29 protein-coding genes and 1 rRNA gene are annotated in these 25,143 nt (G+C 42.7%); 12 read left to right on the forward strand and 18 right to left on the reverse strand.

The features are described 5' to 3' along the window. Both BLS23_RS14830 and BLS23_RS14835 read right to left on the reverse strand, forming a co-directional pair. A 16S ribosomal RNA gene (locus BLS23_RS14830) occupies window positions 1-247 on the reverse strand; the annotation flags it as partial. Between the two features lie 412 nt (window positions 248-659). Next, window positions 660-1,544, reverse strand: coding sequence for a nucleotidyltransferase-like protein (locus BLS23_RS14835; RefSeq protein ID WP_089653767.1), 885 nt, complete (start codon window positions 1,542-1,544; stop codon window positions 660-662). Window positions 1,545-1,677: 133 nt separating this feature from the next. Between BLS23_RS14835 and BLS23_RS14840 the strand changes: the two genes are divergently transcribed. Continuing rightward, a complete protein-coding gene (locus tag BLS23_RS14840; RefSeq protein ID WP_089653769.1) occupies window positions 1,678-2,049 on the forward strand; it encodes a YgzB family protein in 372 nt (123 codons plus the stop codon). 105 nt (window positions 2,050-2,154) lie between these two features. On the opposite strand, the gene perR is transcribed toward BLS23_RS14840, so the two are convergent. From perR to BLS23_RS14865, 5 genes are all read right to left on the reverse strand, one after another. Continuing rightward, window positions 2,155-2,598 (reverse strand): peroxide-responsive transcriptional repressor PerR, encoded by a 444-nt coding sequence (gene perR, locus BLS23_RS14845; protein WP_089653921.1) that lies wholly within the window; start codon window positions 2,596-2,598, stop codon window positions 2,155-2,157. 122 nt (window positions 2,599-2,720) lie between these two features. Beyond that, the gene (locus BLS23_RS14850) at window positions 2,721-3,278 is read right to left on the reverse strand and encodes a cob(I)yrinic acid a,c-diamide adenosyltransferase (protein ID WP_089653771.1); all 558 of its coding nucleotides are present in this window, start codon (window positions 3,276-3,278) and stop codon (window positions 2,721-2,723) included. Window position 3,279: 1 nt separating this feature from the next. Then, window positions 3,280-4,233: a D-2-hydroxyacid dehydrogenase gene (locus BLS23_RS14855; RefSeq protein ID WP_089653774.1), complete on the reverse strand. Its 954-nt coding sequence runs from the start codon at window positions 4,231-4,233 to the stop codon at window positions 3,280-3,282. A gap of 80 nt (window positions 4,234-4,313) precedes the next feature. Further along, on the reverse strand, window positions 4,314-4,784 hold the full coding sequence (gene bcp, locus BLS23_RS14860; protein ID WP_089653776.1) for a thioredoxin-dependent thiol peroxidase: 471 nt from the start codon (window positions 4,782-4,784) through the stop codon (window positions 4,314-4,316). Between the two features lie 64 nt (window positions 4,785-4,848). Then, on the reverse strand, window positions 4,849-5,259 hold the full coding sequence (locus BLS23_RS14865; RefSeq protein ID WP_089653777.1) for a potassium channel family protein: 411 nt from the start codon (window positions 5,257-5,259) through the stop codon (window positions 4,849-4,851). 190 nt (window positions 5,260-5,449) lie between these two features. Here BLS23_RS14865 and BLS23_RS14870 point away from each other — a divergent pair, with 190 nt between their 5' ends. From BLS23_RS14870 to BLS23_RS14885, 3 genes are all read left to right on the forward strand, one after another. Further along, window positions 5,450-5,536, forward strand: coding sequence for a YjcZ family sporulation protein (locus BLS23_RS14870; RefSeq protein ID WP_089653779.1), 87 nt, complete (start codon window positions 5,450-5,452; stop codon window positions 5,534-5,536). 199 nt (window positions 5,537-5,735) lie between these two features. Then, complete coding sequence (locus BLS23_RS14875; protein ID WP_089653780.1) at window positions 5,736-7,031, forward strand: glutamate-1-semialdehyde 2,1-aminomutase; 1,296 nt, start codon at window positions 5,736-5,738, stop codon at window positions 7,029-7,031. A gap of 330 nt (window positions 7,032-7,361) precedes the next feature. Next, complete coding sequence (locus tag BLS23_RS14885; RefSeq protein ID WP_089653784.1) at window positions 7,362-8,429, forward strand: FUSC family protein; 1,068 nt, start codon at window positions 7,362-7,364, stop codon at window positions 8,427-8,429. A gap of 151 nt (window positions 8,430-8,580) precedes the next feature. Here BLS23_RS14885 and BLS23_RS14890 read toward each other — a convergent pair whose 3' ends face one another. The 4 genes from BLS23_RS14890 to BLS23_RS14905 form a co-directional block, all read right to left on the reverse strand. Continuing rightward, complete coding sequence (locus BLS23_RS14890; protein ID WP_089653786.1) at window positions 8,581-10,353, reverse strand: ABC transporter ATP-binding protein; 1,773 nt, start codon at window positions 10,351-10,353, stop codon at window positions 8,581-8,583. A 69-nt stretch (window positions 10,354-10,422) separates the two neighbouring features. After that, complete coding sequence (gene ntdP / locus BLS23_RS14895; protein ID WP_089653788.1) at window positions 10,423-10,950, reverse strand: nucleoside tri-diphosphate phosphatase; 528 nt, start codon at window positions 10,948-10,950, stop codon at window positions 10,423-10,425. Between the two features lie 641 nt (window positions 10,951-11,591). Next, window positions 11,592-11,768, reverse strand: coding sequence for a gamma-type small acid-soluble spore protein (locus BLS23_RS14900; RefSeq protein ID WP_089653790.1), 177 nt, complete (start codon window positions 11,766-11,768; stop codon window positions 11,592-11,594). 100 nt (window positions 11,769-11,868) lie between these two features. Next, window positions 11,869-12,918, reverse strand: coding sequence for a C40 family peptidase (locus tag BLS23_RS14905; protein WP_089653792.1), 1,050 nt, complete (start codon window positions 12,916-12,918; stop codon window positions 11,869-11,871). Between the two features lie 265 nt (window positions 12,919-13,183). Here BLS23_RS14905 and BLS23_RS14910 point away from each other — a divergent pair, with 265 nt between their 5' ends. After that, window positions 13,184-13,408, forward strand: a complete 225-nt coding sequence (locus BLS23_RS14910) for a cytosolic protein (RefSeq protein ID WP_089653794.1) — start codon at window positions 13,184-13,186, stop codon at window positions 13,406-13,408. Here the strand turns inward: BLS23_RS14910 and mutY are convergent. Further along, complete coding sequence (mutY, locus tag BLS23_RS14915) at window positions 13,398-14,486, reverse strand: A/G-specific adenine glycosylase (RefSeq protein WP_089653796.1); 1,089 nt, start codon at window positions 14,484-14,486, stop codon at window positions 13,398-13,400. The two genes, BLS23_RS14910 and mutY, sit on opposite strands and share 11 nt — an antisense overlap. Before the next feature lie 64 nt (window positions 14,487-14,550). Between mutY and BLS23_RS14920 the strand changes: the two genes are divergently transcribed. Continuing rightward, window positions 14,551-15,540 carry a metal-dependent hydrolase gene (locus BLS23_RS14920; RefSeq protein WP_089653798.1) on the forward strand — a complete coding sequence of 330 codons (990 nt, stop codon included), beginning with the start codon at window positions 14,551-14,553 and terminating at the stop codon, window positions 15,538-15,540. 76 nt (window positions 15,541-15,616) lie between these two features. On the opposite strand, the gene BLS23_RS14925 is transcribed toward BLS23_RS14920, so the two are convergent. Continuing rightward, entirely contained in the window at window positions 15,617-15,883 is a 267-nt protein-coding gene (locus BLS23_RS14925; RefSeq protein ID WP_089653800.1) for a YfhJ family protein, read from the reverse strand. A gap of 108 nt (window positions 15,884-15,991) precedes the next feature. On the opposite strand from BLS23_RS14925, the gene sspK reads away from it, so the two are divergent. After that, window positions 15,992-16,168, forward strand: a complete 177-nt coding sequence (sspK, locus tag BLS23_RS14930; protein WP_370632777.1) for a small acid-soluble spore protein K — start codon at window positions 15,992-15,994, stop codon at window positions 16,166-16,168. Beyond that, complete coding sequence (locus BLS23_RS21490) at window positions 16,161-16,304, forward strand: YpzG family protein (RefSeq protein WP_115824006.1); 144 nt, start codon at window positions 16,161-16,163, stop codon at window positions 16,302-16,304. Before sspK ends, BLS23_RS21490 begins: the two co-directional genes overlap by 8 nt. Window positions 16,305-16,338: 34 nt before the next feature. Here the strand turns inward: BLS23_RS21490 and BLS23_RS14935 are convergent, their stop codons facing one another. Further along, complete coding sequence (locus BLS23_RS14935; protein WP_089653805.1) at window positions 16,339-16,680, reverse strand: YfhH family protein; 342 nt, start codon at window positions 16,678-16,680, stop codon at window positions 16,339-16,341. A gap of 91 nt (window positions 16,681-16,771) precedes the next feature. Between BLS23_RS14935 and BLS23_RS14940 the strand changes: the two genes are divergently transcribed. Beyond that, the gene (locus tag BLS23_RS14940; RefSeq protein WP_089653806.1) at window positions 16,772-17,431 is read left to right on the forward strand and encodes an SDR family NAD(P)-dependent oxidoreductase; all 660 of its coding nucleotides are present in this window, start codon (window positions 16,772-16,774) and stop codon (window positions 17,429-17,431) included. 160 nt (window positions 17,432-17,591) lie between these two features. Here BLS23_RS14940 and BLS23_RS14945 read toward each other — a convergent pair whose 3' ends face one another. The 3 genes from BLS23_RS14945 to glcT all read right to left on the reverse strand — a co-directional run bounded on the left by BLS23_RS14945 (window position 17,592) and on the right by glcT (window position 21,026). Next, window positions 17,592-17,858, reverse strand: coding sequence for a phosphocarrier protein HPr (locus tag BLS23_RS14945; RefSeq protein WP_089653809.1), 267 nt, complete (start codon window positions 17,856-17,858; stop codon window positions 17,592-17,594). 15 nt (window positions 17,859-17,873) lie between these two features. Continuing rightward, a complete protein-coding gene (gene ptsG, locus BLS23_RS14950) occupies window positions 17,874-19,910 on the reverse strand; it encodes a glucose-specific PTS transporter subunit IIBC (RefSeq protein ID WP_089653811.1) in 2,037 nt (678 codons plus the stop codon). Window positions 19,911-20,183: 273 nt separating this feature from the next. After that, window positions 20,184-21,026, reverse strand: a complete 843-nt coding sequence (gene glcT, locus BLS23_RS14955) for a glucose PTS transporter transcription antiterminator GlcT (RefSeq protein ID WP_089653813.1) — start codon at window positions 21,024-21,026, stop codon at window positions 20,184-20,186. Window positions 21,027-21,214: 188 nt separating this feature from the next. On the opposite strand from glcT, the gene BLS23_RS14960 reads away from it, so the two are divergent. Then, window positions 21,215-22,033, forward strand: a complete 819-nt coding sequence (locus tag BLS23_RS14960; protein ID WP_089653815.1) for an HAD family hydrolase — start codon at window positions 21,215-21,217, stop codon at window positions 22,031-22,033. 21 nt (window positions 22,034-22,054) lie between these two features. Here BLS23_RS14960 and recX read toward each other — a convergent pair whose 3' ends face one another. Beyond that, window positions 22,055-22,867 carry a recombination regulator RecX gene (gene recX / locus BLS23_RS14965; protein ID WP_089653816.1) on the reverse strand — a complete coding sequence of 271 codons (813 nt, stop codon included), beginning with the start codon at window positions 22,865-22,867 and terminating at the stop codon, window positions 22,055-22,057. Between the two features lie 110 nt (window positions 22,868-22,977). On the opposite strand from recX, the gene BLS23_RS14970 reads away from it, so the two are divergent. Both BLS23_RS14970 and BLS23_RS14975 read left to right on the forward strand, forming a co-directional pair. Beyond that, on the forward strand, window positions 22,978-23,883 hold the full coding sequence (locus BLS23_RS14970) for a TIGR01777 family oxidoreductase (protein ID WP_089653819.1): 906 nt from the start codon (window positions 22,978-22,980) through the stop codon (window positions 23,881-23,883). A 98-nt stretch (window positions 23,884-23,981) separates the two neighbouring features. Then, window positions 23,982-25,103 (forward strand): amidohydrolase, encoded by a 1,122-nt coding sequence (locus BLS23_RS14975; RefSeq protein ID WP_089653922.1) that lies wholly within the window; start codon window positions 23,982-23,984, stop codon window positions 25,101-25,103. Window positions 25,104-25,143: the final 40 nt, after the last annotated feature.

The raw sequence follows: 25,143 nt of genomic DNA on the forward strand, positions 1-25,143 counted from the left end.
TGTAAGTGATAGCAAGAAGCCATCTTTCAACTTTCCTTCATGCGAAAGAAAGTATTACCCGGCATTAGCCCCGGTTTCCCGGGGTTATTCCGATCTTACAGGCAGGTTGCCCACGTGTTACTCACCCGTCCGCCGCTCGTTCCACGAGCTTCACCCCGAAGGGATCCACTCGCTTCCCGCGCTCGACTTGCATGTATTAGGCACGCCGCCAGCGTTCGTCCTGAGCCAGGATCAAACTCTCCATAAAAGTTAAGTTTGACTTGCTCATTTGCACACCGAATGTGCTTGTTTCAAATTTCTTCTTTAAAGAAGAAATGTTTTGACGTACTGGTTGGTTCGTTCAGTTTTCAAAGATCAATGTTTTGTTTGCCGCTTCAAAACAGCGACTCAATCAATATATCATGTCCAGTTGTTTGTGTCAACAACTTTTTATGATTTATTTTGTTAAGCCGTTTGCGGCTGGCCGCTCTCTTAATGCGACAAGTAATAATTTATCATGTATGTCGTTTTGTGTCAACAACTATTTCATGATTTTATTTAGCTCGTTGCCGCTCTCTTAATGCGACGCTTATTAATATAGCACGCTGTGAATTCTACCGTCAATAACTTTTTACAAAAAGATTCCCTCTTCTTTTTCCTACTCAGAAGAGGGGATCTTTTCACTGATCTACATATTGGTCAACAGGCTTGTATCTTCTATGGAATATTTGCGGCCCTTTCGTATCCTGAGGCACAACTTCAATGACATGATGGTCTACAAGATATTCAATCATTGAAGATAAGTCCAAGATGTATTCTTGAATTTCAGGATGCACCTTCAGTTCTCCAAACGACCAGGGCTCTTCTCTTTCACTCATGAGCTGCAGCAAATGCTGAGCACTTGCCCTTGACCTTTTACTAATCGAGTGTTCCACAGCCAGGATCATTAACTGTATTCTTTTCTCTGTAGGTTCATCACTTTCAATGAGTTCCTGGTAAAGTTTATAGATTTCTGGTTCAATCCGCTTCACCTGGTTCCAAACCGTCACTTCTGGGTGGAACCCTTTTTCAATAATGGATAACCGCGCTAGATAATGAAGAGAGTTTACCATGCGACTGTAAGAATCCAAATACTGCTCGGAATCATACAAGTCTTTAGATTCGCTATAACTACGAATCAATTTTGCAAATTCAATCGCCTTCTTTAAATTGCGGGTTTGTTGAGGGAACTCCCGCAAGTGTTCCTTTAAATTCGTCAGATACTCATTTCTCTCAAAAATGACGTTGCCGTTAATGACCCATTCTACAGCTCGACGATAAGAACTTGTATCGATCCAATGCTGGAGGAGCTTTTCATCCACTATATGCATTGCTGCTGATTTATTTTCAAATTCATAATGTTTAACATACCATAGTTCCTCCGCGTCTCGGACAATAATGAATAGAATGACATCAAAATTATCCGTTACAGGACTAATCGGTTTCTTCTTCTCTAAAATAAGAATGCCCAGCGTGTTACTTTGACTGGCTTTCTCTTGATAAATCGGGCGTAATAGATCTTCCATATTCTTTCCCCCACATTCAATTTCCCTTTCTTTGTGTTTATTCGCTATGTTTAGGCAAAATCCTCTTTTCCTATTATATTTGCCTAAAGAAAATATGCTATACTACGTGGTAGATAGTAAGGAGGGACCCTGAGTGGCGTTAAAATACAGCAGCAAAATCAACAAGATTCGTTCCTTTGCTTTCTGGCTGATCTTCCTTGGCATCGGCGTGATGTACATCGGGTTGTTATTCAAAGATACGATGTGGGCAATGGCTACATTCATGATATTGGGCGTGGGGTTTGTCGGCCTCAGTACAGTCGTATACTTCTGGATCGGCATGCTTTCAACAAAAACCGTACAAATCGTTTGTCCGTCCTGTGAAAAACCGACCAAGATGCTCGGTCGTGTGGATGCGTGCATGCACTGCGATCAGCCTTTGACGATGGACAAGTCTTTAGAAGGAAAAGATTTTGATGAGAAATATAATAAAAAGCGATATCAGAAGGAAACTCAAGGACAGTAATTCATGAACGATCCAATGATTTCAAGCAAAAAAACTCCGCTGCACGTGCAGCGGAGTTTTTTTATGATTTATCATAAAAAAACTGAAAGCCTAGCGCTTCCAGTTTTAGTGAGCGTTATTCGATTGGCACTCTGTACATGTTCCATAGACTTCCATGCGATGATGACTTACATTAAATCCAGTCACCTGTTCAGCTAATGATTCCACTTCGTTCAAACTTGGATAGTGGAAGTCAACAATTTTACCGCATGATTCGCAAATCGCATGATAGTGATCGCTTGTATTACAATCAAAGCGGCTTGAAGAATCACCGTAAGTAAGCTCCCGTACGAGTCCAATTTCCCTGAATACACGGAGATTGTTATAAACCGTGGCTACACTCATATTCGGAAATTTACTTTCTAAAGCTTTGTAAATTTCATCAGCTGTTGGGTGAGTCATAGAATTCAGCAGGTATTCAAGCACCGCATGACGCTGTGGAGTAATTCGTACACCAGAGCCTTTCAGTGTATCAATGGCATCTTGGAGTCGATGGTCTGACACGGTCATGCACCTCGCTTTCATAAACTGATTCTTGATTTATAATATTATTAAATTAGAATCCTTACAATTAGTGTAACCTTTCCTTAAAGGAATTGTCAATATAAAGCACTGCTCAAAAAGTTGGTCTCTCATACATCCGGGTCTAAAGGCGTCTCTGTTCCACCAAGTTGACGATTCACATATCGAGCCGCTACGAAGAGGAAATCAGATAGTCGATTCAAATAAGAGACGACGAGCTGGTTATCCAATTCTTCTTCTAGTGCCACCGATATCCTTTCTGCCCTGCGAACCACCGTCCGGGCAAGGTGAAGAGAGGCGGACGCCTGATGCCCGGAAGGCAGTATGAAATTCTTCAAAGGCTCAAGTAACTGATCCCATTCATCAATTTGTTTCTCCAACTCATCAATGTGCTCTTTTTTCAGCTTCCACATGACATCTTTCCCTTTAGGTGTAGCCAGTTCTGCCCCGACATGAAAAAGGACCGTCTGGATTTTCTGGAAGGTTTGAAGAAAAGCTTCCTTATCCGTCCAATCTTCATGATTCAAATGGCTGAGAGCAAGACCGATCATAGAGTTCGCTTCATCACATGTGCCATAAGCCTCTACTCGGATATCATTTTTAGCTACACGTTGACCATATATGAGAGAAGTTTCCCCTTTATCCCCTGAACGTGTGTAAATCCTCATCTTAATACCCCCGTTTTGGATCAATAATATTTCGTAATTCTCCATCTCCACTTATAAAAACAGACAGATTCTTTTCAAAGAGATCGAACCCTCTTGGGACATAGTGAGGAGAGATCCCTGATAAGTGCGGTGTTACCGTTACATTTTCTTCCCGCCATAGCGGATGATCTTCAGGTAAGGGCTCCTCCTCAAAGACATCGAGCACCGCGTGTGAAATCTCTTTTTTACGCACCGCATTTAAAATCACTTCCGATGCAACCAAGTCCCCTCTTCCCATATTGAGAAAAATAGCACGCTTGGGCATTACTTTAAAATGTTTCTCCTCAAGTAAATATTTCGTGTCAGGGGTACTCGGAAGAGCAGCCACAACGAAATCCGCGCGTGGAAGAACAAGTTCCAATTGTTGAACCGGAAAAGCCTGGTCGAAGTGCGGTTTCTTTTTCCCCGACTTGGATACACCGATCGTTTTCATTTGAAAAGCTTTTGCTAAACGGGCGACTTCTTGCTGAATGGCTCCTGTTCCGAGCAGAACCATCGTACGTCCGCTTATTTCATTCATTACGGGGCGGCGGCTCCATTCTGCATTCTCTTCTTGTTGTATGAGGGTTTTCGCTTTACGGGACACTTGCAGCAACATGGAAATCGCATACTCTCCCATAGGTTGTGCATGAATGCCTCTTACATTCGTTACGAGTATGTCTCTTTTGGCAATTTCATCAAAAGGCATCAGATCCATTCCTGCAGATAAGACCATAATCCATTTCAGTTTCTTAGCTGACTGTATCTTTTCTCTATCCAAATCTTCTCCATATGTAATGAAGACATCCGCTTCCTCAAGGTAATATTTAGCTTCTCCCATACCATGACAGAAAATGAAGGCAGCTTCAGGAAAACGTGTTTGAAGTCTCAGTTGGATTTCATCCGGGACTCTTTTAATGGCAGAAACGATCTTCATGAAATCAACTCCTTCCCCTTTACTTCTATATTAGACGATAAAGAAACCATAGTCACTTGTAGACTATGGTTCGGTTGATTTTACGATAGGTTTTCTCTAATATATTCCAGAGCGGATTCGACGTGGCCCTGGACTTTAACTTTCCGATATTCTTCAGCAAGCTTCCCTTCTTTATCAATGATAAAGGTGGAACGCTCAATGCCATAATATTCTTTCCCAAAGTTTTTCTTCAGTTTCCATACACCAAACTGTTCTGCCACTTGATGGTCTTCATCTGCAAGCAGAAGGAATGGAAGATCATGCTTGTTGATGAATTTTTCATGGGACTCCACTGGATCAGGACTGACACCTAAGATGACTGCATCCAGATCTTCGAAGCTCTCGTGATGATCACGAAAATCGCAAGCCTCCGTCGTGCAACCAGGAGTCATGTCTTTTGGATAAAAATAAAGGACTACGTTCTTCCCTTTATAATCAGAAAGGGATACGGATTCGCCGCTGTTTGCTGGTAGTGTGAAGTCTTGTACTTGTTTTCCTTTTTCAACTGTCATGATAAGACCCTCCTAAATGGTTTCTACCATTTAGGTTACCTTAAAAATAGACAAACTTCCAACTTCAGCGTTCCTCTTTATGCTTTAACCAAACTTTCGCAACAAGTGCAGCCGGTAGAGTATACCCCACCATCGCCTCGATGATTGCAATCCATTTTCCGATCCCTACAGGCGTCAAATCTCCATAACCGACAGTAAATAAGGTAACCCCGCTGAAGTACACACTTCTTATCATATCGTGAATCCAATAACCTTGGATAAACGGCACGTCTGCCTTGTAAACTTCTACCCCTTGGAGGATCAGGGCAGCATAAATAATTCCAAATCCAACCATGACAATCGTATATAACATCATAACAGACACAAAGAGTTGAACAGAAAATATTTTGTGTTCAAATTCGAGGGAGTGAAAAATCTGACGGAGACTCATTCCAATCAGTGCGAGGGAAAGAGTAGAAATAATGATCGTAATCATAGATAAGCCCCTTTTAAAACGAGTAAACAAGCCCTACTTGTTCATATGAATGCAAGGGGTCTTTTATGCTATGCCTCTTATAGATCGAACTGGTTGAAGGTCCATTTTTCAGGCAAAACCGGGCGAACGCACAGCCCGAGGATCAAAGTCTGCATAAGATACAGTAAACAATGGAAAGGGGGAATTGTGAATGAGTTACGGATATGGCGGAGGCTTTGCGCTAATCGTTGTTCTTTTCATCCTTCTAATCATCGTTGGTGCAGCATTCCTATACTAAGAACAGTTTTCACTGAGGCTTAAGTGTCCTCTGTGTTACTTTCCTCGTAATCGATCGGACTACTGTTTCAACGCTCTAGAGTGAAGGAACCTTTCAAAGGATGCTTTCCGGGTCCCTGGATCCGGGAAGCACCTTTGTGATTCAGGATGGACAAGCATGCTACAATAAACGTTGAAAAAGATTGTTTAGGAGGTAACTTATGAATTTTTCTCAATCGGAACACTTATATAAAGAAGCAAAAGAACATATCGTCGGGGGAGTCAACTCTCCTTCCCGCGCGTATAAAGGCGTAGGCGGCGGAACTCCTGTTTATATGGAACGAGCAGAAGGATCCCATTTCTATGATGTCGACGGAAATGAATACATTGATTACTTAGGAGCATATGGCCCAATTATCACGGGACATGCTCATCCGCATATCACAGAAGCCATAACCAAAGCTGCGCAGAACGGTGTACTGTACGGAACACCGACCGTCCTCGAAAACCGTTTTGCTAAAATGCTCAAAGAAGCCATTCCTTCATTGGACAAAGTAAGGTTCGTCAATTCAGGTACAGAAGCAGTGATGACGACCATTCGAGTTGCCCGCGCCTATACCGGCAGAAACAAAATCATTAAATTCGCCGGATGTTACCACGGACACTCTGATTTAGTCCTCGTAGCTGCAGGTTCTGGTCCATCGACTCTAGGGACACCAGATTCTGCAGGTGTACCGGCATCGATTGCACAAGATGTCATCACCGTTCCTTTTAATGACATCGAACCATTCAAGCAGGCCCTTGAAAAATTCGGCGATGAAATTGCAGGTGTGCTCGTTGAACCGATTGTAGGAAACTTCGGAATCGTGGAACCAAAACCAGGTTTCCTCCAAGAAGTCAACGAACTTACCCACAACGCCGGCGCTTTAGTCATTTATGATGAGGTTATTACCGCTTTTCGCTTTACATACGGAAGCGCTCAGCAACTCTTAGATATAGAACCAGACATGACAGCTATGGGTAAAATCATTGGTGGCGGCCTTCCAATTGGTGCTTACGGTGGTCGCGCGGACATCATGGAACAAGTCGCTCCACTAGGACCTGCCTACCAAGCAGGAACGATGGCAGGTAATCCTGCTTCCATGTCTGCAGGTATCGCTTGTCTCGAGGTACTACAAGAAAACGGTGTATATGAAGAAATGGACAGGCTCGGCGCCCGTTTGGAAAAAGGAATTCTAGAACATGCCGAAAATTACGGCGTGCAAATTCAAATCAATCGTTTGAAAGGCGCGTTGACTGTATATTTCACGGATGAGAAAGTCGAAAATTATGAACAAGCAGAAAATACAGACGGAGACCGATTCGCTCGCTTCTTCAAGCTCATGCTTGCTGAGGGGATCAATCTCGCTCCATCTAAATATGAAGCATGGTTCCTGACGACCGCTCATACGGATGAAGATATCGACCAAACATTAAAAGCCGTCGAAAAAACATTCCAGACCATGGCCAACGATTAATCCCCCCTCTCCCCTATATCCCAGGGGAGATTTTTCTACTACTTTTTTCTGAATATTTAGTTGATTATATAAAATCTTCATGCTATTATATATACATAATTCTGAATATTCCCACGAATTATGATCTTTGTTTCATTTCTTTCCCTTTTCATAGGTTCCAGCTTAGGCTGGTTCCCCTTTGGCTTATGCGTATGACGCATAAGCTTTTTCTTTTGTTCTCCTCCATATAAAATGATGTATAATGGGAACATCCGGCTTTTCAATATAAAAGTCTCTTTTGAACGATTTTTCTTAATAAGATATTTTTACGGTTAAAGGATGATGACTTCCATGAAATTAGGCGCACGAATGATGAAGACAGGATTAGCTGTAGGGATTGCCCTTTATATCGGGCATTTGATCGGTTTCGTCTCCCCTCTACTCGCTGCGATCGCTGTCGTCTTTTCCATTCAACCTTCCATTTATCGATCTTATCAATCCATCATTGAGCAAGTACAAGGAAACACAATTGGTGCGTTGATTGCCATTATTGCCGTCTTTACCCTCGGCAACGACCCGTTCATCGTAGGTTTTGCAATCATTCTTGTCATCGGGATGACAACGACATTAAAAATGAACGAAAACACGATAGCCCTAGCCGTTGTAGCTGTTATTGCCCTGATGGATTCGACGGACCAAACCTTTTTATACTTCGCAGGTTCCAGGTTCACTTCCATGCTGCTCGGTATTCTCGCGGCATTTATCGTCAACCTTGTCTTTCTCCCACCGCGATATGAAACAAGGCTATTTACGAAAATTGACCGTGCAACCAACGATATTTTGCAATGGCTGAGAGTGACTACAAGAAACTTATCCGATGAACCTGCCCTTAAATATGAAATCACAAGAATCCAGGACGATATGCGTTGGATTGACCATACCTATCTTCTTTATTCAGAAGAAAGAACTTATTTCAAAGGGAGTCACTTCTCTAAAGGAAGAAAAATGGTGCTCTTCCGTCAATTGATTACAACAACAAAAAAATCTTTCGATGTCCTGAAAGCTTTTTACCGATTGGAACACAAAATTGAACAAATTCCAGAACAGTTTCAAGATGCCGTTGTACAAGAGCTCGATAAATTAGTCAATGCACATGAAAAATTAATTCTGAGTCTTAAGGGACGTATCAAGAATACTCACAAACAATCTTTGAGACGCCTTGAAGAACCTGACATCCCTTTGCTCGTTGAACGACTGATGAGCGTTTATGAAAAAAGCAACAATCCTGATAAACTGGTATTCCTTCCCCTTGCCTCGCAATTGATGGAATACCACTATCAGTTAGAGCGACTCAAGAAGTTACTGAAAAGTTACCAGGCGCACCATCAAGATGACTTTATCCAAACATCAGAAAAATAGACACCCAAAGCCGAGTATGCCTAGCATACTCGGCTTCTTTTATCCCCTTTACCAACACAGCTCCCCATTCTGTAAGACTCACATATTATTGAAAATCTCTTCATGCAAGAACGATAAAAAGAGCTCAAGGTTTTGAACCTTGAGCTCTTGATTACGTTCCCATATATTCTTGTTTATGATCATCCAGTTCCTGCACTTGGTACAGGTCATAATAATGGCCCTGCTTCTTCATTAACTCCTGGTGAGAACCGACCTCTACGATTTCACCATTCTCGATGTGGACGATCCGGTCCGCATGGGTGATAGTAGAAAGTCTATGAGCCACGATAAATGTTGTCCGTTCAGAAGCTAAACGTTCAAGAGCATTTTGAATAAGGTGCTCACTTTCCAAGTCAAGAGCAGAAGTTGCTTCATCTAATACAAGAAGCGGTGGGTTTTTCAAGAATACCCGCGCTATTGCCACCCTCTGTTTTTGACCACCAGATAATTTCACACCTCTTTCACCGACTAACGTATCATAGCCATTCGGAAGCTCCATGATGAAGTCATGGGCATTAGCCGCTTTAGCAGCCTCGATCATCTGTTCATCGGTGGCTTCCGGGTTCCCCATTCGTATATTCATCGCAATGGATTCACTGAAGAGGATGTTATCCTGCAGCACCATTCCGATGTTATCTCTGAGAGACCTGGCTTCAAAGTCTCTAATATCTGTTCCATCAATAGAGATTCGACCTGCAGTGACATCGTAGAAGCGAGGGATTAAACTAATCAATGTCGACTTTCCTCCACCACTCATGCCGACAAAAGCGATGGTCTCTCCTTGTTTAATGTCCAAGTTAACATTTTTAAGGACGAGGGGATCTTCTTCATCATATCTAAAGGAGACATCCTCTACTTTGACATCGCCTCTTACATGTTCCATTTTCTTTGCCCCCGGTTTATCGACAATGTCATATTTTTCATCCACAAATTCAAAAACACGATCCATGGAAGCAATGGATTGTGTAAGCACGGTCGCTGAATTCACGAGGCGCCGAAGTGGATTATACACCCGATCCATATATCCGACAAAAGCAACCATTGTACCGACGGTCAGGGAACCTGTAATGACTTGATACCCCGCAAAGGCAATGACTAATAATGGAGCAAGATCTGTAATCGTATTGGTCACAGAATAGGTGTAGGCGTTCCAGTTTGTATGGGTGATCGCTTTATCCAGGAAGTTCTTATTCTTCACATCAAACTGTTCCTGTTCATGATCCTCCAGAGCGAAACTCCTCGTTACAGGAACCCCCTGTACCCGTTCATGCAAATGTCCCTGAACTTCTGCAAGAGCCTGTGAACGATCGCGGGTAAGCTTTCGTAACCTCGCATAAAAATATTTGACCGCAAAGCCGTAAAAAGGGAACAAAGCAATAGATACCAATGTCAGCCACGGATCCATCGTCAACATAATAATGATCGCGATGACAATCGTAATCATATCCAGCCAAATGTTCATAAGGCCTGTAATGACGAACGTTTTCGTTTGCTCCACATCATGAATGACACGGGAGATGATTTCCCCTGTTTTCGTTCTAGAATAAAAGCGTAAACTCAAACGTTGGATATGGTCGAAAAGCTTCTCTCTAATATCATATAAGATGTTACTCCCAATCCATTGCGCCAAATATTGTCTGATGTATTCGATGGGCGGGCGCAAGATGAGGAAAACGAGAAAGGCTCCACCTAAAATGAGAAACAATTGATCCAGTCGTTCTGCCTGAGTCATGTCTTCCGCATTGATGATATCATCAATGACATATTTAATAATGAGCGGCATTAACAAAGGGATAGAAAATTTAACGATTCCTATAAGTACAGTGAGGATGATTTTCCCTTTGTAAGGCTGCACAAATCGCAAATACCTTTTTATACTGTCCAAAACAACACCTTCTTTCTAAACCATTCAAACAACAACGAAGCGCACTTTTTATAAGTGCGCAATCGGTCATTATCTATACGTTAAGTACCTTTCATACCACTGATCGATGAATTCTGGAGAAAACGGTCCTTTACGCTGACGAATCCATCTGATTAAAATATCAATGTTGTTATAGAGGATGCGATCCAACACATGAGGATAGTTCATCCGTTTTTTATGAATTTCATATTCATCTTCATCGAGTATTTTATAGGTCATATCAGGGAAAATTTTCACATCAAGGTCATAATCAATATATTTAATGGTTTCATCTTCATAAACGAAGGGAGAACTAATATTGCAGTAGTAATATACTCCATCATTCCTTAACATACCGATAATGTTGAACCAATATTTAGAGTGAAAATAACAGATGGCCGGTTCTCTGGTGATCCATCTTCTGCCATCGCTTTCTGTTACTTCCGTACGGTCATTGGCACCGATGATCACATGTCTTGTCCCTTTCAATATTGTGGTACTATCCCAAACTCGGTGTAACTGCCCATTGTGCTTATAGCTCTGGATTTCTATCCGTTTACCTGCTTCTGGGCCGGGCATACAATCCCCCCTTCCCTTTCTATTCCATTTCACCTTCTACCTATTATAACGACAAATGAAGTGGATTGAAAACAATTGGACCAGAGCCAAGAGTATCACGAACAAAACATCCCCATTCTTCCACAATAGCTCCCTATTCTGGAAGACTCAGTTTCGAGACTTTTGGTGAGTGGATGGGGGCTGCGGGGAATGGCTCGCTTTCCGCGGGAGCGCGGTGAGCCTCCTCGGACTGCGTCCTGTGGGGTCTCACCATGCACTTTTTTCCCGCAGGAGTCTCGCCATTCCCCTCCGCCCCTTTGCCATATAAGGATCTCGAAACCACTTCCGGAATAAGCTGCTTTTATGCACATGGTAATTGGAGGGGAATCAACTCGCAAGAACACTATTACGTATGCGAAAAAGTTGTTATAGTGAGCTTTATGCTTAAAACACCAGGATAGTGGAAGCCACCCCCACCGCTCAATACGGCAAACGAAACCCGAAACATCTCGAAATCAAGTCTTCAACAATCCCGCCATATTGTTGAATAATATTATAAAGGTATGTAAATAAAAGAAGCCGCCCGCTAAAGGGGCGACTTCTTCAATCGGGGGATTGATACAGGCTAAAAGGCAGCCTGGCCAACCTACCAACGACTCAGGTTATTTTTTCTTAGCCTGAGATTTTTGGTTCTGCTGCTGTACGTGCTGAGCGTCAGTTTGTTGAGCGAATTCAGCACCGTATTGGGATTTCCCTTGTGCAGCTTGTTGGTTTTGTTGTTTCACGTGGTTAACGTCTGTACCAGCTGCTGTTTTGTTTTGTTTCGGTTGCTTAGCCATGTTTATCACCTCCGCAAAAATTATTGTGCACAGGAGATGGGATTTTCATTCAAAAATCTTCTCAAAAAATAAACCGCTCCTTAAAAAGAGCGGTTTTGGATTAATGGGATAATCTTTTCGTACCGATATAACGTTGACTCCAGTAGTTACTGGACAATGAACTAATCTCAACACCATTTGTAGATCCAGTGTGGATGAAACTGTTATTACCGACATAAATCCCGGCATGGGAAGCACCTGGCTTATAAGTTTCAAAAAACACAAGATCTCCAACCTGACGATTTGAACCACTTACAGAATCCATTCTGCTATCTGCATATATAGATGCAACGGTACGTGGGATGCTTAAGCCTTCCTGAGCAAACACGTATTGAAGGAAACCACTGCAATCGAATCCTGCCGGGCTTGTACCTCCCCACTGATATGGTGTGCCTATATGCTTTTTCGCTTCCGCTATAAGACCAGAGCTTGACGCGGTGTTATTGTTCGTAGAAGTTTGCGTCGGTGAAGGAGTGACTTCACCGGCCACTTTTAACTTTTGCCCTGAATGAATAACATTACTGGATAGGTCATTCAAGTTCTTAAGATGAGAGACAGAAATTCCGTATTTAGTAGCAATCACCCATAAGGAATCTCCACTCTTTACCGTATATGTATCATTTGTTTCTTGTTTTGGCTCAGCCTTCTGTTCTTCGGACGTTCCTTTTTTAACAGGAGCGGATGGTTTTGGACTCACTTCTCCTGTGACGGTTAAATTTTGCCCCGAATAAATCACGTTATTTGTCAATCCATTCAACTCTTTCAGTTCTGACACCGACAAACCATAACGATTAGCAATGGCCCATAGAGAATCTCCACTCTGCACTTTATAAGTAGTGGCTGAAACGGTTTCTGTCTTTTCTGGCTGTGTTTGTGGTGCAGCATCAGTCCCCTTTTCGACGACCAAGGTCTGTCCTACACGGATAAGATTTGAATCAAGTTTGTTCCATGATTTGATTTCGGAAACGGATGCATCGTATTTCGTGCTGATCCTCCATAATGTTTCCCCGGATTTGACTTTATGTAATTCATCAGCAAAAACGGAACTCCCCCACAATGACGCTCCAATCAAAGACCCACAGACAGCGGTTACCACTTTCGTTTTATTCATCTATAAAACCCTCTCATATGTATGGTATAAGTCAAAATGGATAATCGTTATGTTCTATTACTAATTATTCACAAATGACACCGAATTGTAAATAGTCTAAAACTTCGCCAAACGAGGTCATTTTTTGTCTTATCCTTGTCACATAAAGGATTGGATGGTTACGTTACATTTAAGTTACAAGTTTGTTACGTTTTATTAGGTGACTTTTTACATGTATGAGGAGGTCAGATGTACATAAAGTATCTAAGAAGGAGGATGAAATGGTATGTATGTAGGACGAGATTTATCCGCTTTATCTATGGAACCGAAACAAAAGTGGCAGGAAAAAGAGCTTGGTTACTTTCACTATGCACTTTCACAGTCTTCTCCGTATTTGAACTCTGAAGGAATCACCCTTTTACGTGAAATCAATGAAGAAATTAAGCGCCGCGGCGGCTTGGAGCAGCAAGAAGCTACTTGGACCAGCGGCACTCATCCTGTCATCGATTAATATGAGGGTGTGCTTTCTGATGGGACACCGGAAATGGATAGTCTTCCATGTCTTCAGGTGCAATGAATATTGCACGCTCATGGTCAAGCGTTCCTTCTTTTACAGTAACCTTGATGACTTCCATTTCCCATATCAAATGAGAAAATACGTGTTTGATGCGATCCACAGATTCCCCAACTTCCACCTTCAAACCATATTCACCATAAAACCAATTTGCAACCGCTTCATGACCTATGTCTTCAAGAGGAACCATCGGGTACTGCCATAAGGAAGCGAGCAGACCTGTGTCCGGTCTTTGCTCTATAAGTACATCTCCCTTTTCGTTTTGCACGAGAAGCAGTAAATATGGAGATTTCTTCTGTTTCTTTTTAGAAGCTTTAACCGGCAGCTCTGTTTCCACTCCTTCATCAAAGGCTCTACAGTGCTCTTGGACTGGACATAGCATACAGGAAGGGGTTTTGGGTGTACAGACAAGGGCCCCAAGTTCCATCAATCCCTGATTAAAAGAAGAGGGATCCTCATCAGATATCAATTCTTTTACAAGCCCTTCAAAAAGCTTCCTCGTACTTTGTTTGCTAATGTCATCTTCAACACGAAGAATTCTGGATAGGACCCTCATCACATTCCCATCCACAGCCGGTTCCGGTATATCATAGGCTATACTTAAAATAGCCCCTCGCGTATAGGGTCCTACGCCTTTAAGGTTGCCTAATTCTTCAGCATCAGCGGGAACGACTCCCTCGTACTCAGATACAACCTCTCTCACAGCGTTTTGCAAATTTCGCGCACGGGAATAGTATCCTAAGCCCTCCCACGCTTTCAAGACCTCCTGTTCATCTGCCTGGGCTAAAGCGTCAGGTGTAGGAAACTTATCCATAAAATGATTAAAATAGGGAATGACCGTATCAACACGTGTTTGTTGGAGCATAATTTCTGATACCCACACACGGTAAGGATCTTGATTTTCCCTCCATGGGAGAATCCGCTGCTCTTCTTTAAACCAATGAATCAGATTCTTTCTGTAGGATTCCTTGTCGAAGTTATTTAAAATATGTTTAATTCTTTCGGCTCTTTTCATCTTTCTTCACCCTTCGTGATAAACTACTGTTGGAACGTCCGACCTGCCAAAGGAGGTATGGAACTTGGATACAGGCACACATGTCGTCATGGGCGTCGCCTTAGGGGGACTGGCTACGCTTGATCCTGTTGTCAATGCAGACCCCGATCTTTTCAATGCTGTTCTAATAGGAACAATGATCGGATCACAGGCGCCCGACTCAGACACGGTACTAAAATTAAGGAACAATGCGGTCTACATTCGGCACCACCGCGGCATCACACATTCCATTCCTGCTGTGATGCTCTGGGGGATCAGCATTCCCAGCATCATTTATCTGTTCACTCCTGAGGTGAATTTTCTGCACCTTTGGCTTTGGACTTTTCTTGCTGTCATACTGCATGTGTTCGTTGATGTATTTAATGCTTATGGTACCCAAGCGTATCGCCCTATTTCCCAAAGATGGGTCGCTTATGGGTTCATTAATACATTCGATCCGTATATTTTCACCCTTCACATTGCAGGGATTGTCGCATGGAACTTAGGGGCAAACCCCGGAACATTATGGCTGATCATATATTTTGTCATCGCACTCTATTACCTGAAAAGGTACTTTGACAAAAGAGAACTTGTTCGTCTGATTCATGAAAACATCAAGGATGTTAAACAAATTGCGACCTCCCCTACAATGAAGCAAAATGTTTGGAGGATTGCCATCACTACGCCTACTCATTATTACGTGGGAAGGGCGGAAAACGGACATTTAACTATCCTTGATACATTCACCAATAAACCAATCGATTATGAAGATCCCGTCATTCAAAAAGCTTTGACCGATCATAACATCAAAGCCTTTTTATCATTTTCTCCCGTGTACAGGTACGAGATGAGCTACTATGATGAATATACAGAAGTAAGGTTCATTGATCTTCGGTATCGCTCACGGGGACGTTACCCGTTTGTTGCATTGGCTCAAATTGATGATGAGCATGGAGACAATTTAAAAATTCTCAATTCCTATACAGGATGGGTGTTTACAGAAGAAAAACTTCAAAACAAAGTAAGCCCCATGTGAACGTATTGTAAGCGGGAGGAAAACATAAAGAAGGAGTCTCTCAAGATGAGAGGCTCCTTTTCAAATCCTGTGCTTTTTAATGGAAATACCCTTTTTTCTCAAGCATCTTTTTGTATTTGGGATTTGTAGCGACAAACTCATGAAGCTTCGGGCCATAATGGTGGATCCACTGCACGACAATCTGTTCAGTCACCTGTTTCCCTTGGTAATCATGCCCAGCTTTTGCTCTTGTTGATTCAAAATCTTCCCATAAAAGTTCCACCCATGTTCTTGCTTCGTCTATCGTAAGTTCCGGATTCTTCTCATATAATTTTTCAGCTAAACGCTGGTATATTTCATTCATGTGACCACTCCATATTTGGCAATGTTTACACTGCCATTGTAACACATACAGGCGCAAAGAAGGTACATACTAATATTGTCTCTTCATTGAGACTCCTGAGGAGGGTAACTGATGCGTAATAAGGCAAAGAATTTCCCTAATGTAAAAATGACGCATGCGCCGGATGATCAAAGCGAATATCTCGCGAAGCGTCCAGACGGTACGATCAATAGCAAACCTCAAGAGAGAGCGGCTAGATCGAGACATCGTGATGTCAACGATGTAGGGAGGAATTACCATGGGTAAACGTAATTTCAAATCGAAGGCCTCTGCCAACTATTCACACCGCAGCATCAAACATTTAAGCAGCCGTGTGAATGGGGAAACAGAACAAACGCAAGCAGACCAAATCACTGAAATCCAAATGCGTAAACGTAACTAAAAATACCGGGCACGTGTACACGTGCCCGGCTTCTTTAAATGTCGTCCAATTTGTGCCCTAACATAGAAATCGGCAAAGCTTCTTCGTCGTCGCTTGCTTTCTCCCCCTGTTTAGTTTTCCTGTATCCCCATGCAAACACGCCGTTCATATATTCAATATAAAACGTGTGCTCCGGATCTCCATCAATTTCGTAGGTTTCCCCAGCTTTAAAATCACCCGGGTTCATCATATAGGATTTAGCCATAATGATTTTTCGTTCATGAACAGCAAATTCGTTTACCATTCCTAATTGTTCCGCCTTTTGAGCTTTTTCAGTCAACTCCGCAATTTCAAGGCGCAACTCTTCTTGTGTATATTCACTATATCTTTTTTCCATAAAGTAAACCTCCTCTATTGAAGCTCTCTTTACATTCTAGCAGGGTTTGTTCACAATGAATATAAAGCAATACAGATAAGGAGAGATGAGGATGAAGAATGTTTGGATTACAGGAGCCGGAACAGGCTTAGGACGTGCTCTTGCCCTGATTTACGCAAAGAACGATTATAAGGTATTCCTTTCAGGAAGAACGGCTGAGCATTTACAGGTCACTCAAAACGATATTATAAAACAAGGCGGAAAAGCAGAGGTTCTCATTTGTGATGTGACGGAGCAATCATCAATAAAAGAAGCTGTTAAACAGATCGATTCCTTACATGTATTGATCAACAACGCTGGTCTTGGACATTTCGGGGAGCTATCCTCCTATACCGAAGAAAAGATAGATCAACTTCTCAACACAAACGTCAAAGGGACCATGTTGACCACCCAACTTGCATTTCCGATGTTAGAATCCACAGAGGGTCGTGTATTGAACATCATCTCAACCGCCGGCCTACGCGGAAAGAAGAATGAAAGCATCTACTGTGCAAGTAAATTTGCTGTACGCGGATTTACTGAGAGCCTGCACAAAGAATGGGAAGACTCACCTATGACAGCGACTGCCATATACATGGGAGGCATGAACACTCCATTTTGGAACGAGACGGAGCATGTGGCAAATCCAGATAAGTTAAAAGGTCCAGAACTTGTGGCTGAACAAATCTTTGCAGAGGATGACGGTCGAAACGAAATTTTCATCGATCGCTAATCGTAAAAAGAGAACAATTGCTTTTAAATATGAAACGAGCGCCTATTTGGACCGGTACACTCGTTCTTTAGCGCGGTCCACCCGTCCTTTGGCGCGATCTCAATACGTACATAAAAAAGGCTTGCCGCAACGGCAAGCCCTTTTTTTATGATCAGTGAGATTACTCTCCAAGACCTTCTTCTTTTGCTTTTGCTACAACAGCTTCTACAGCTTCCGCTTCGTCAGAACCTTCCGCCTTGAACGTTACTTCTGCACCGTTCGGGATTCCTAGAGACATGACGCCCATGATGGACTTCATGTTTACAGATTTACCTTTATACTCGATGTTTACATCGGATTGGTATTTCCCTGCTACTTGTACAAGTGCTGTTGCTGGACGTGCGTGTACACCGTCAGCTGCTGTAATTTTCATTGTTTGTTCTGCCATGTTAAACTCTCCTCTTTATTCGTTAATTTCAATGATGTCTGGATCATTGTGATTGATTTGACCTGATGCCTTAATGTTTACAGACTGTCCTTCTTGAAGGTTCGTAAAGACAATCGGCGTTACGATGGATGGAGCATTTTCTTTCACGTAATCCAGGTCCACTTCCATCAATGCCTGACCTTGCTTCACTTCGTCTCCTTCAGAGATCTTAGCTGTAAATCCTTCCCCTTTTAATCCGACCGTATCGATTCCGATGTGGATCAGGATTTCCATGCCGTTTTCGGCTTCAAGGCCAATGGCATGTTTTGTAGGGAATACGTTCAGGACTTTACCATTAATCGGTGAAACAATATTACCATCTTCCGGCTCAATTGCAAAGCCATCGCCCATCATCTTACCAGAGAATACTTGATCCGGCACTTCTGTGATTGGCATGATCTTACCTTTGATAGGACTTACAAATTCCAGATCACCATCAGTGACCGGCGCTTCTGCAGCTTTTTCTGCGTTCTTCATTTCAGAAGCATCTTCTCTTGATCTTGGTGTTTTCCCATCAATGATGTCTTGCATTTGGCCACGCAAGGTATCGGATACTGGTCCGAAAATGGCCTGGATGTTGTTACCGACTTCCATTACACCGGAAGCACCAAGTTTTTTCAAGCGATTTTTGTTTACATCATTTTTATCATTCACGGAAACACGTAGTCGAGTGATACATGCATCCAAGTGGGCGATATTCTTTTGTCCACCCATCGCTTCTAGAATTTCGAACGGCAGATCGCCGACTTCGCCATCTTCATCTGCGTCTTCTGCTTCATCTTCACGTCCAGGTGTCGCCAGGTTGAACTTGAGGATTGCCCAACGGAAACCAAAGTAGTAGATCACAGAGAATACGAGACCAACGATGATGACCCACCACCAGTCGGTACGGTTTGGAAGAACACCGAACAGAATGAAGTCAATCAGACCACCTGAGAAGGTTTGTCCAATTTTAACGCCAAGAATCTCCATTACCATGAAGGAGAAACCAGCAAATACAGCGTGAATCGCGAACAATAGTGGCGCAACGAATAGGAAAGAGAACTCAATTGGTTCTGTGATACCTGTCAAGAAAGAAGTCAAGGCTGCAGAAGCCATGATTCCTCCGACCACTTTTTTACGTTCAGGTTTTGCTGTGTGATAAATCGCAAGTGCAGCAGCTGGAAGACCGAACATCATGAATGGGAATTTACCAACCATGAATGTTCCTGCAGTAAATTCAACACCGTCTCTCAACTGTTCGAAGAAGATCGTTTGGTCTCCTCGGACAATCTCACCGGCAGCGTTCGTGTAAGAACCGAATTCAAACCAGAATGGTGAATAGAAAATGTGGTGCAGGCCGAATGGAATCAAGGAACGCTCAATCAACCCGAAGAAGAAAGCAGAAACGGTCTGGTTCCCCTCCAACATTAAGTGTGAAAGAGCATTCAATCCTGTTTGAGCAAATGGCCATACCCACAGCATGATAATCCCTAAGAAAAGGGATGAAAAAGCGGTGATGATTGGTACGAAACGCTTCCCGGCAAAGAACCCGAGAAACTGCGGTAATTCAATATTGAAGAACCGGTTATAAAGAGCAGCGGCCAAAATACCAACGATGATACCGCCAAATACTCCTGTTTGAAGCGTCGGTATACCGAGGACTTCCGCATAAGCAGGATCAGAGGTCATATCGGCATCAACATTACCGAGTACCCCCATAACCACATTCATGATTAAATAACCGATGATGGCAGCAAGACCTGCTACCCCATCCCCTTTTGCTAAGCCGATGGCAACACCGACAGCGAATAACAACGGCAAGTTGTCAAATACAATTCCTCCGGCTTCAGCCATTACTTGCAGCAGTGTCTGAACCCAAGGTGTTCCGAAGAATGGCACTTTATCAACAAAGTTGTCTTGAGCAAAGCTTGTACCAAAAGCAAGAAGAATACCAGCCGCAGGCAAAAGTGCGACAGGAGTCATCAAGGCTTTACCAACTTTTTGCAGTGTGCCGAAAGCATTCTTGAACATTATGTTTTCCTCCTTTTTATTTTGTGACGCAAGCCTCTGGCCCCATAAAATCCATTTGTCAGAAAAATAAAACGTTTTCAACAAAAAAGGAACATTAAGCGTCCTATTGAGGACGCCGTTTATGGATAATAGCTCGTCCCGCTATTCACCAGCAGGACAATAAAAAAACATGAGCACAAGAGGTGAATGGGTTCCATAAGGATAGTCCTATCCCTATGATAACCACTTCACCTTCATGTACTCATGCCTGATCGTGTCAGTAACACGTACGTTTTAGGTTTTATGGGTTAAACGCTGCAAATGGATCGTCAAATAAATCGCTTCCGACTCATCCACAGGCTTATTCAGTTGCTTTTGCATCACTTTTATCAATTTCCATGCTAAATTATAGCACACAGGATATTCTTCTTTCAACATATTAGCCAAACGAATTTCGTCTCCCACGTGTTCATCTTGATAAACCCGGTCGATGGCCCTGTGCAAATGCTGAACAAGTCTGTGGTAGTCCACACTCTTTTTATCAATTTGAACGTCCATCGTATCCTCAACAAGCTGCACAAGATGTGTGATGAGCTGGTTATGGCGGTTGAGTTCCCTTAATGTCTTGTCCGTTACCGCACTGTGAATATGGAGAGCGATGAACCCTACCTCTCCTTCTGGAAACTGGATGCCCATTTTATCGTAAATCATCGTCACGACTTCCATCGCAATTTGATATTCCTTCGGATAAAGGGATTCAATTTCAAGTAAGAATGGATTCGAGAACTGAAGGTCCTTTTTTGCTCGATTGATAGCAAATGCAAGGTGATCCGTCAGCGCGACGTGAATATGTTGGTTGAGCTCTTGTCCCATTCGCGATTCGACGTGATGGAGGATATCACTCATGAAGTCAATCAAATTCTCGTCGATGTACGGCAATAAACTCATATACTGTTCTTTTTCCTGTTCATTACTCAGTAAAAATGTCTTGTCGGCTTTTTCGGAAGAAATTTCGTCTCCCTTCTTCCGGTTAAAACCGATTCCTTTCCCAATTAATACCACTTCTTCATAAGTTGGGTGGGAAGCAATGACTACATTATTATTGAGCACTTTTTTTATCTTTATCTGCTTTTCCATAATGGTCCCCCACTTAAATTACACTAAAAGCGTTTTCAGTCATTTCATAACCTCTATCCTATATTTGATTTGTTTTTTTTACAAGTGGAAGGCTAAGGAATAAGCTTTCCTCTTTGTATGAAAGCGATTACGTCGTGTACAATCATTTAGGTGCTGGGAAACGCCCCGCAGAGAAAGGAGACGAAACAATGATCAAACTATTTGTCACAGACCTGGACGGTACCCTTCTTGGTGTCGATCATTATATTAAAAACGAAGATATTGATGCATTGAAACGAATGGTGGAAGATGGTCCCCCTCTTGCTGTCGCCTCCGGACGTATGGACCATGAAATTGCAGAGGTTCTAAAGCGTGTAGGTGTAAACGGTCATCGTGTCAGTCAAAATGGAGCTTTTGTATTCAACGATGAAGATACACCAATTCATGCCAAAACGTTTGAATCAGAACTTGCCCAACGAATCATTCAGACCATCGACCAAGAACCGATGATTAAAACAGTTTCTACAGCAGATGAAACGTTCACGAAAGAATCGAACGCTTTTGTGGATATGATTTCTGAACAGATGTTTCACGAAATCATCGTCAAACCTGAATTGAATGAACAGGTCGGCCAAACGATTATCCCTTCAAAAATTGCGTTGCACGGGAAAGAAGCCGACGTCATGAAAGCTGCCGAAAGGATTAAAGAGACATTCGGAGAAGAAATTGACAGTTTCATTTCTCATGAAACATGTGTCGATATGATGCCTAAATCGATCAACAAACAAAGCGGACTCAGGCAGTTAATTGAAGGCCTCGGCATTCAACCCGAAGAAATCGCGTGTGTCGGAGATTCTTTCAATGACTTGAGCATGTTTGAAATGACCCCTCACAGCTATGCCATGTCAACAGCTCATGATCAGGTGAAGGAAAAAGCAAGTACAGTTGTCGATCATGTGCATGAGGCGATTGAGGACTTGGATAAAAAAGGACTTTTGAGTAAAAAAGAACAAGCGGCTGACATTTAAGTCAGACGGCTTGTTCTTTTTTTATTCCTTCACATACTCATCGATAAAACGATCAATAAGATCGAATGTAAAACCTTTCCTGTATAAACCGGATTTGACTTTCTGCTTCAATTCATACCCTTCAGCTTTGGACTTAAATTTGCGAAGCAGCTTTTCCCCCTGATAAATGACTGCTTCCCATTCTGTGTCTTCATCCTCATCTTCCGGCAAGTTAGCAAGGACTTCTTGAATGACGTCTCCCTGAAATCCTTTTTGCATCAGCGTCTGTTGTACATTTTGAACTTGCTGACGATAAGATTTCCGGCCATCGTTCTTCAATTTCTTTTCCGCAAATTTCAACGCTTTATCATATTGCTTATCAAAAGAGTAATGAGTGATGGCTTCATCCGCTTTCACAGCAGAAACCCCTTTTTCCAGCAATTCCTTTTTCAAAAGAAGCGGCCCTTTGCTGGAAGTCATGATTCTTGTTCTCACCAGGGAATTTGCGAACTCCTGATCATCCAACAATCGTTCTTTGTTCAACCGTGAAACGATTTCTTCGATATGCTCCGGGTCCGTCTCTTTGTCTTTCAAATAATCACGGATCTCTTTTTCCGAACGCATGCGATAGCTTAAATAATTGATCGCAAGGGTATAAGATTTATGAAGCGTATCGGTCTGAATCAGTGCGTTGATTAAGGCATCATCAAGTTCCATGTTCTTCTGGAGACGATATTTCACGAGAACGTCTTCATCAACACTGAACCCGTACTCTTCTCCATTTCCTTTATCCAGGAAGATATTGTATCGATTCTTATGTTTTTTCTGTGTCGTAATTTTCGTAAGTTTAGCCATCCGCTTCACCTCTTTGACCATATTTTATCATGGAATTCGACTTGCGTATCGTCAAACCGAACCAAATGGAGTAAACTATTGACAACCTCACACTCACAGGAGGAATGAACATGAAAATCGCCATCACAGGAGGTACTGGTTTTGTTGGTACCCAATTGAAAGAGAAGTTCGTACAAGAAGGGCATGACGTGTACATATTGACACGAAGTCCGAAGAAGTACAAAGGCACGAATCAAGTGACTTATGTCGGTTGGTTGAGAGAGGAATTCCATCCAGAAAAAGAACTTCCTGTTCTTGATGCCATTGTGAATTTAGCAGGGGAATCATTGAACAGTGGCCGTTGGACAGAGGAAAGAAAGCAGTCCATTTTAGAAAGTCGAATCAAATCGACAGAAGGCGTATTAGACTTGATCGATGCACTACCAGAAAAGCCGGAAGTGCTCGTTAACGCCTCCGCTGTAGGATATTACGGACAATCAAAAACCAAGACATTCACAGAAGAAACAACCGAACCCGGGAATGATTTTCTAGCCAATGTTGTGGAGGAATGGGAAGCTCGCGCTTCACAAGCAGCCGAAAAAGGGGTTCGGACAGTCTATGTCCGCTTCGGCATTATTTTAGGAGAAGAAGGAGCTCTCCCTAAAATGACCCTCCCCTATAAAATGATGATCGGTGGTAATTTAGGTTCAGGAGAGCAATGGATGTCCTGGGTCCATATCGATGATGTGATCGGGCTTGTTCATTTCGCAATCCAAAACAAAGATATTCACGGCCCTTTAAACGGAACAGCCCCCAACCCGAAAAGAAACAAAGATTTCGGCCAAACCCTTGGGGATGTATTGAATCGCCCCCATTGGATTCCGGCTCCCTCCTTTGCTCTGAAAGCTGCACTAGGAGATATGAGTACTCTTCTATTAGATGGACAATGTGTCATTCCAAAAAAAGCGATGGCCTCTGGGTACACGTTTCACTACCCGGAATTACAAGCTGCACTCTCATCCGTTTTAAATAAGTAAACTTGCAATGAGCAAAGCTAAGCTTTGCTCATTTTAGTTATCCAAAAGGCTTTTTTAAAGTATAATAATGGTATATCGAAGGGAAAGGCTGTATGTCTATGAACACTGTTATAAAAAATGTCCATATCCACCCCATTACATCTCCTTCTATAAAAAATGGATATGTCCATGTGGTTGACGGAAAAATACACGATTACGGTGAAAACATCGAGTTACCGAAACAAGCAGAATTTATCGATGGCAAAGGGTTGGATTTATACCCGGGATTCGTTGATGTCCACACCCACCTCGGCCTTTATGATGAGGGAACGGGCTGGGCTGGCAGTGATGCAAATGAAACGATTGAGGCCGTAACCCCACACCTGAGAGCAATCGACGGGGCCCACCCTCTTGACCCTGCATTTTTTAACGCGAGGAAAGCGGGCGTTACCACAGCCCATATCATGCCCGGGAGCGCAAATATGATCGGTGGTACGACCTCTGTTATCAAAACGGTAGGACATACGATTAATCATATGATTCTCAGACAGACGGCAGGCCTAAAACTTGCTTTAGGAGAAAACCCTAAACGAATCCACTCCCAGTCTAAAAATGCTTCCATCACTCGACTAGGCATTATGGGGACCTTAAGGGAGACCTTTTATGCAGCTATGAAAGATCCCGATCCCGGCCTTCGTGTAAAACCGATTCTCATGGCATTGAACAAAGAGATTCCTGTTAGAATTCATGCCCATAGAGCGGATGACATCATTACAGCCTTACGGTTTGCAGACGAGTTCGACCTCGATTTGAGAATCGAACATTGCACGGAAGGACATTTGATTGCGGATCAACTAGCAGGTAGAGAATTACAAGTCTCTGTCGGCCCCACTTTTACGAGATCATCTAAGATAGAGCTTAGAAATAAAACTTGGCAGACATATAAAATTTTGCATGATCACGGAATCCGCGTGTCGATTACAACTGACCACCCTTATACACCGATACAATACTTAAACATTTGTGCAGCACTCGCTGCTAGAGAAGGTCTGGACATCGAGGACGCTCTTCGCGGGATCACGATCACCCCCGCTAAGAACCTTGGTGTCGATGACCGGGTCGGTTCGATTGAAAAAGGGAAAGACGCTGATCTCGTATTATGGAGCGGGCATCCATTCGAGTATCTTTCTAAACCCATATGGACGATGATTGACGGAAAAATGGTATATTTCCAAGAATAGTGAAGCACTCTAACACCGGAAGAATTTTCCGGTGTTTTTC

The organism is Halobacillus aidingensis (genome assembly GCF_900104185.1).
GTDB lineage: Bacteria > Bacillota > Bacilli > Bacillales > Halobacillaceae > Halobacillus > Halobacillus aidingensis.

Excerpts from the sequence above, each read along its gene's own strand:
- BLS23_RS14835 (WP_089653767.1), bottom strand. The coding sequence starts at position 1,544 with ATGGAAGATCTATTACGCCCGATTTATCAAGAGAAAGCCAGTCAAAGT.
- perR (WP_089653921.1), bottom strand. The coding sequence starts at position 2,598 with ATGACCGTGTCAGACCATCGACTCCAAGATGCCATTGATACACTGAAA.
- BLS23_RS14850 (WP_089653771.1), bottom strand. The coding sequence starts at position 3,278 with ATGAGGATTTACACACGTTCAGGGGATAAAGGGGAAACTTCTCTCATA.
- BLS23_RS14855 (WP_089653774.1), bottom strand. The coding sequence starts at position 4,233 with ATGAAGATCGTTTCTGCCATTAAAAGAGTCCCGGATGAAATCCAACTG.
- bcp (WP_089653776.1), bottom strand. The coding sequence starts at position 4,784 with ATGACAGTTGAAAAAGGAAAACAAGTACAAGACTTCACACTACCAGCA.
- BLS23_RS14865 (WP_089653777.1), bottom strand. The coding sequence starts at position 5,259 with ATGATTACGATCATTATTTCTACTCTTTCCCTCGCACTGATTGGAATG.
- BLS23_RS14870 (WP_089653779.1), top strand. The coding sequence starts at position 5,450 with ATGAGTTACGGATATGGCGGAGGCTTTGCGCTAATCGTTGTTCTTTTC.
- BLS23_RS14875 (WP_089653780.1), top strand. The coding sequence starts at position 5,736 with ATGAATTTTTCTCAATCGGAACACTTATATAAAGAAGCAAAAGAACAT.
- BLS23_RS14885 (WP_089653784.1), top strand. The coding sequence starts at position 7,362 with ATGAAATTAGGCGCACGAATGATGAAGACAGGATTAGCTGTAGGGATT.
- ntdP (WP_089653788.1), bottom strand. The coding sequence starts at position 10,950 with ATGCCCGGCCCAGAAGCAGGTAAACGGATAGAAATCCAGAGCTATAAG.
- BLS23_RS14900 (WP_089653790.1), bottom strand. The coding sequence starts at position 11,768 with ATGGCTAAGCAACCGAAACAAAACAAAACAGCAGCTGGTACAGACGTT.
- BLS23_RS14905 (WP_089653792.1), bottom strand. The coding sequence starts at position 12,918 with ATGAATAAAACGAAAGTGGTAACCGCTGTCTGTGGGTCTTTGATTGGA.
- BLS23_RS14910 (WP_089653794.1), top strand. The coding sequence starts at position 13,184 with ATGTATGTAGGACGAGATTTATCCGCTTTATCTATGGAACCGAAACAA.
- mutY (WP_089653796.1), bottom strand. The coding sequence starts at position 14,486 with ATGAAAAGAGCCGAAAGAATTAAACATATTTTAAATAACTTCGACAAG.
- BLS23_RS14925 (WP_089653800.1), bottom strand. The coding sequence starts at position 15,883 with ATGAATGAAATATACCAGCGTTTAGCTGAAAAATTATATGAGAAGAAT.
- BLS23_RS21490 (WP_115824006.1), top strand. The coding sequence starts at position 16,161 with ATGGGTAAACGTAATTTCAAATCGAAGGCCTCTGCCAACTATTCACAC.
- BLS23_RS14935 (WP_089653805.1), bottom strand. The coding sequence starts at position 16,680 with ATGGAAAAAAGATATAGTGAATATACACAAGAAGAGTTGCGCCTTGAA.
- BLS23_RS14940 (WP_089653806.1), top strand. The coding sequence starts at position 16,772 with ATGAAGAATGTTTGGATTACAGGAGCCGGAACAGGCTTAGGACGTGCT.
- BLS23_RS14945 (WP_089653809.1), bottom strand. The coding sequence starts at position 17,858 with ATGGCAGAACAAACAATGAAAATTACAGCAGCTGACGGTGTACACGCA.
- ptsG (WP_089653811.1), bottom strand. The coding sequence starts at position 19,910 with ATGTTCAAGAATGCTTTCGGCACACTGCAAAAAGTTGGTAAAGCCTTG.
- glcT (WP_089653813.1), bottom strand. The coding sequence starts at position 21,026 with ATGGAAAAGCAGATAAAGATAAAAAAAGTGCTCAATAATAATGTAGTC.
- BLS23_RS14960 (WP_089653815.1), top strand. The coding sequence starts at position 21,215 with ATGATCAAACTATTTGTCACAGACCTGGACGGTACCCTTCTTGGTGTC.
- recX (WP_089653816.1), bottom strand. The coding sequence starts at position 22,867 with ATGGCTAAACTTACGAAAATTACGACACAGAAAAAACATAAGAATCGA.
- BLS23_RS14970 (WP_089653819.1), top strand. The coding sequence starts at position 22,978 with ATGAAAATCGCCATCACAGGAGGTACTGGTTTTGTTGGTACCCAATTG.
- BLS23_RS14975 (WP_089653922.1), top strand. The coding sequence starts at position 23,982 with ATGAACACTGTTATAAAAAATGTCCATATCCACCCCATTACATCTCCT.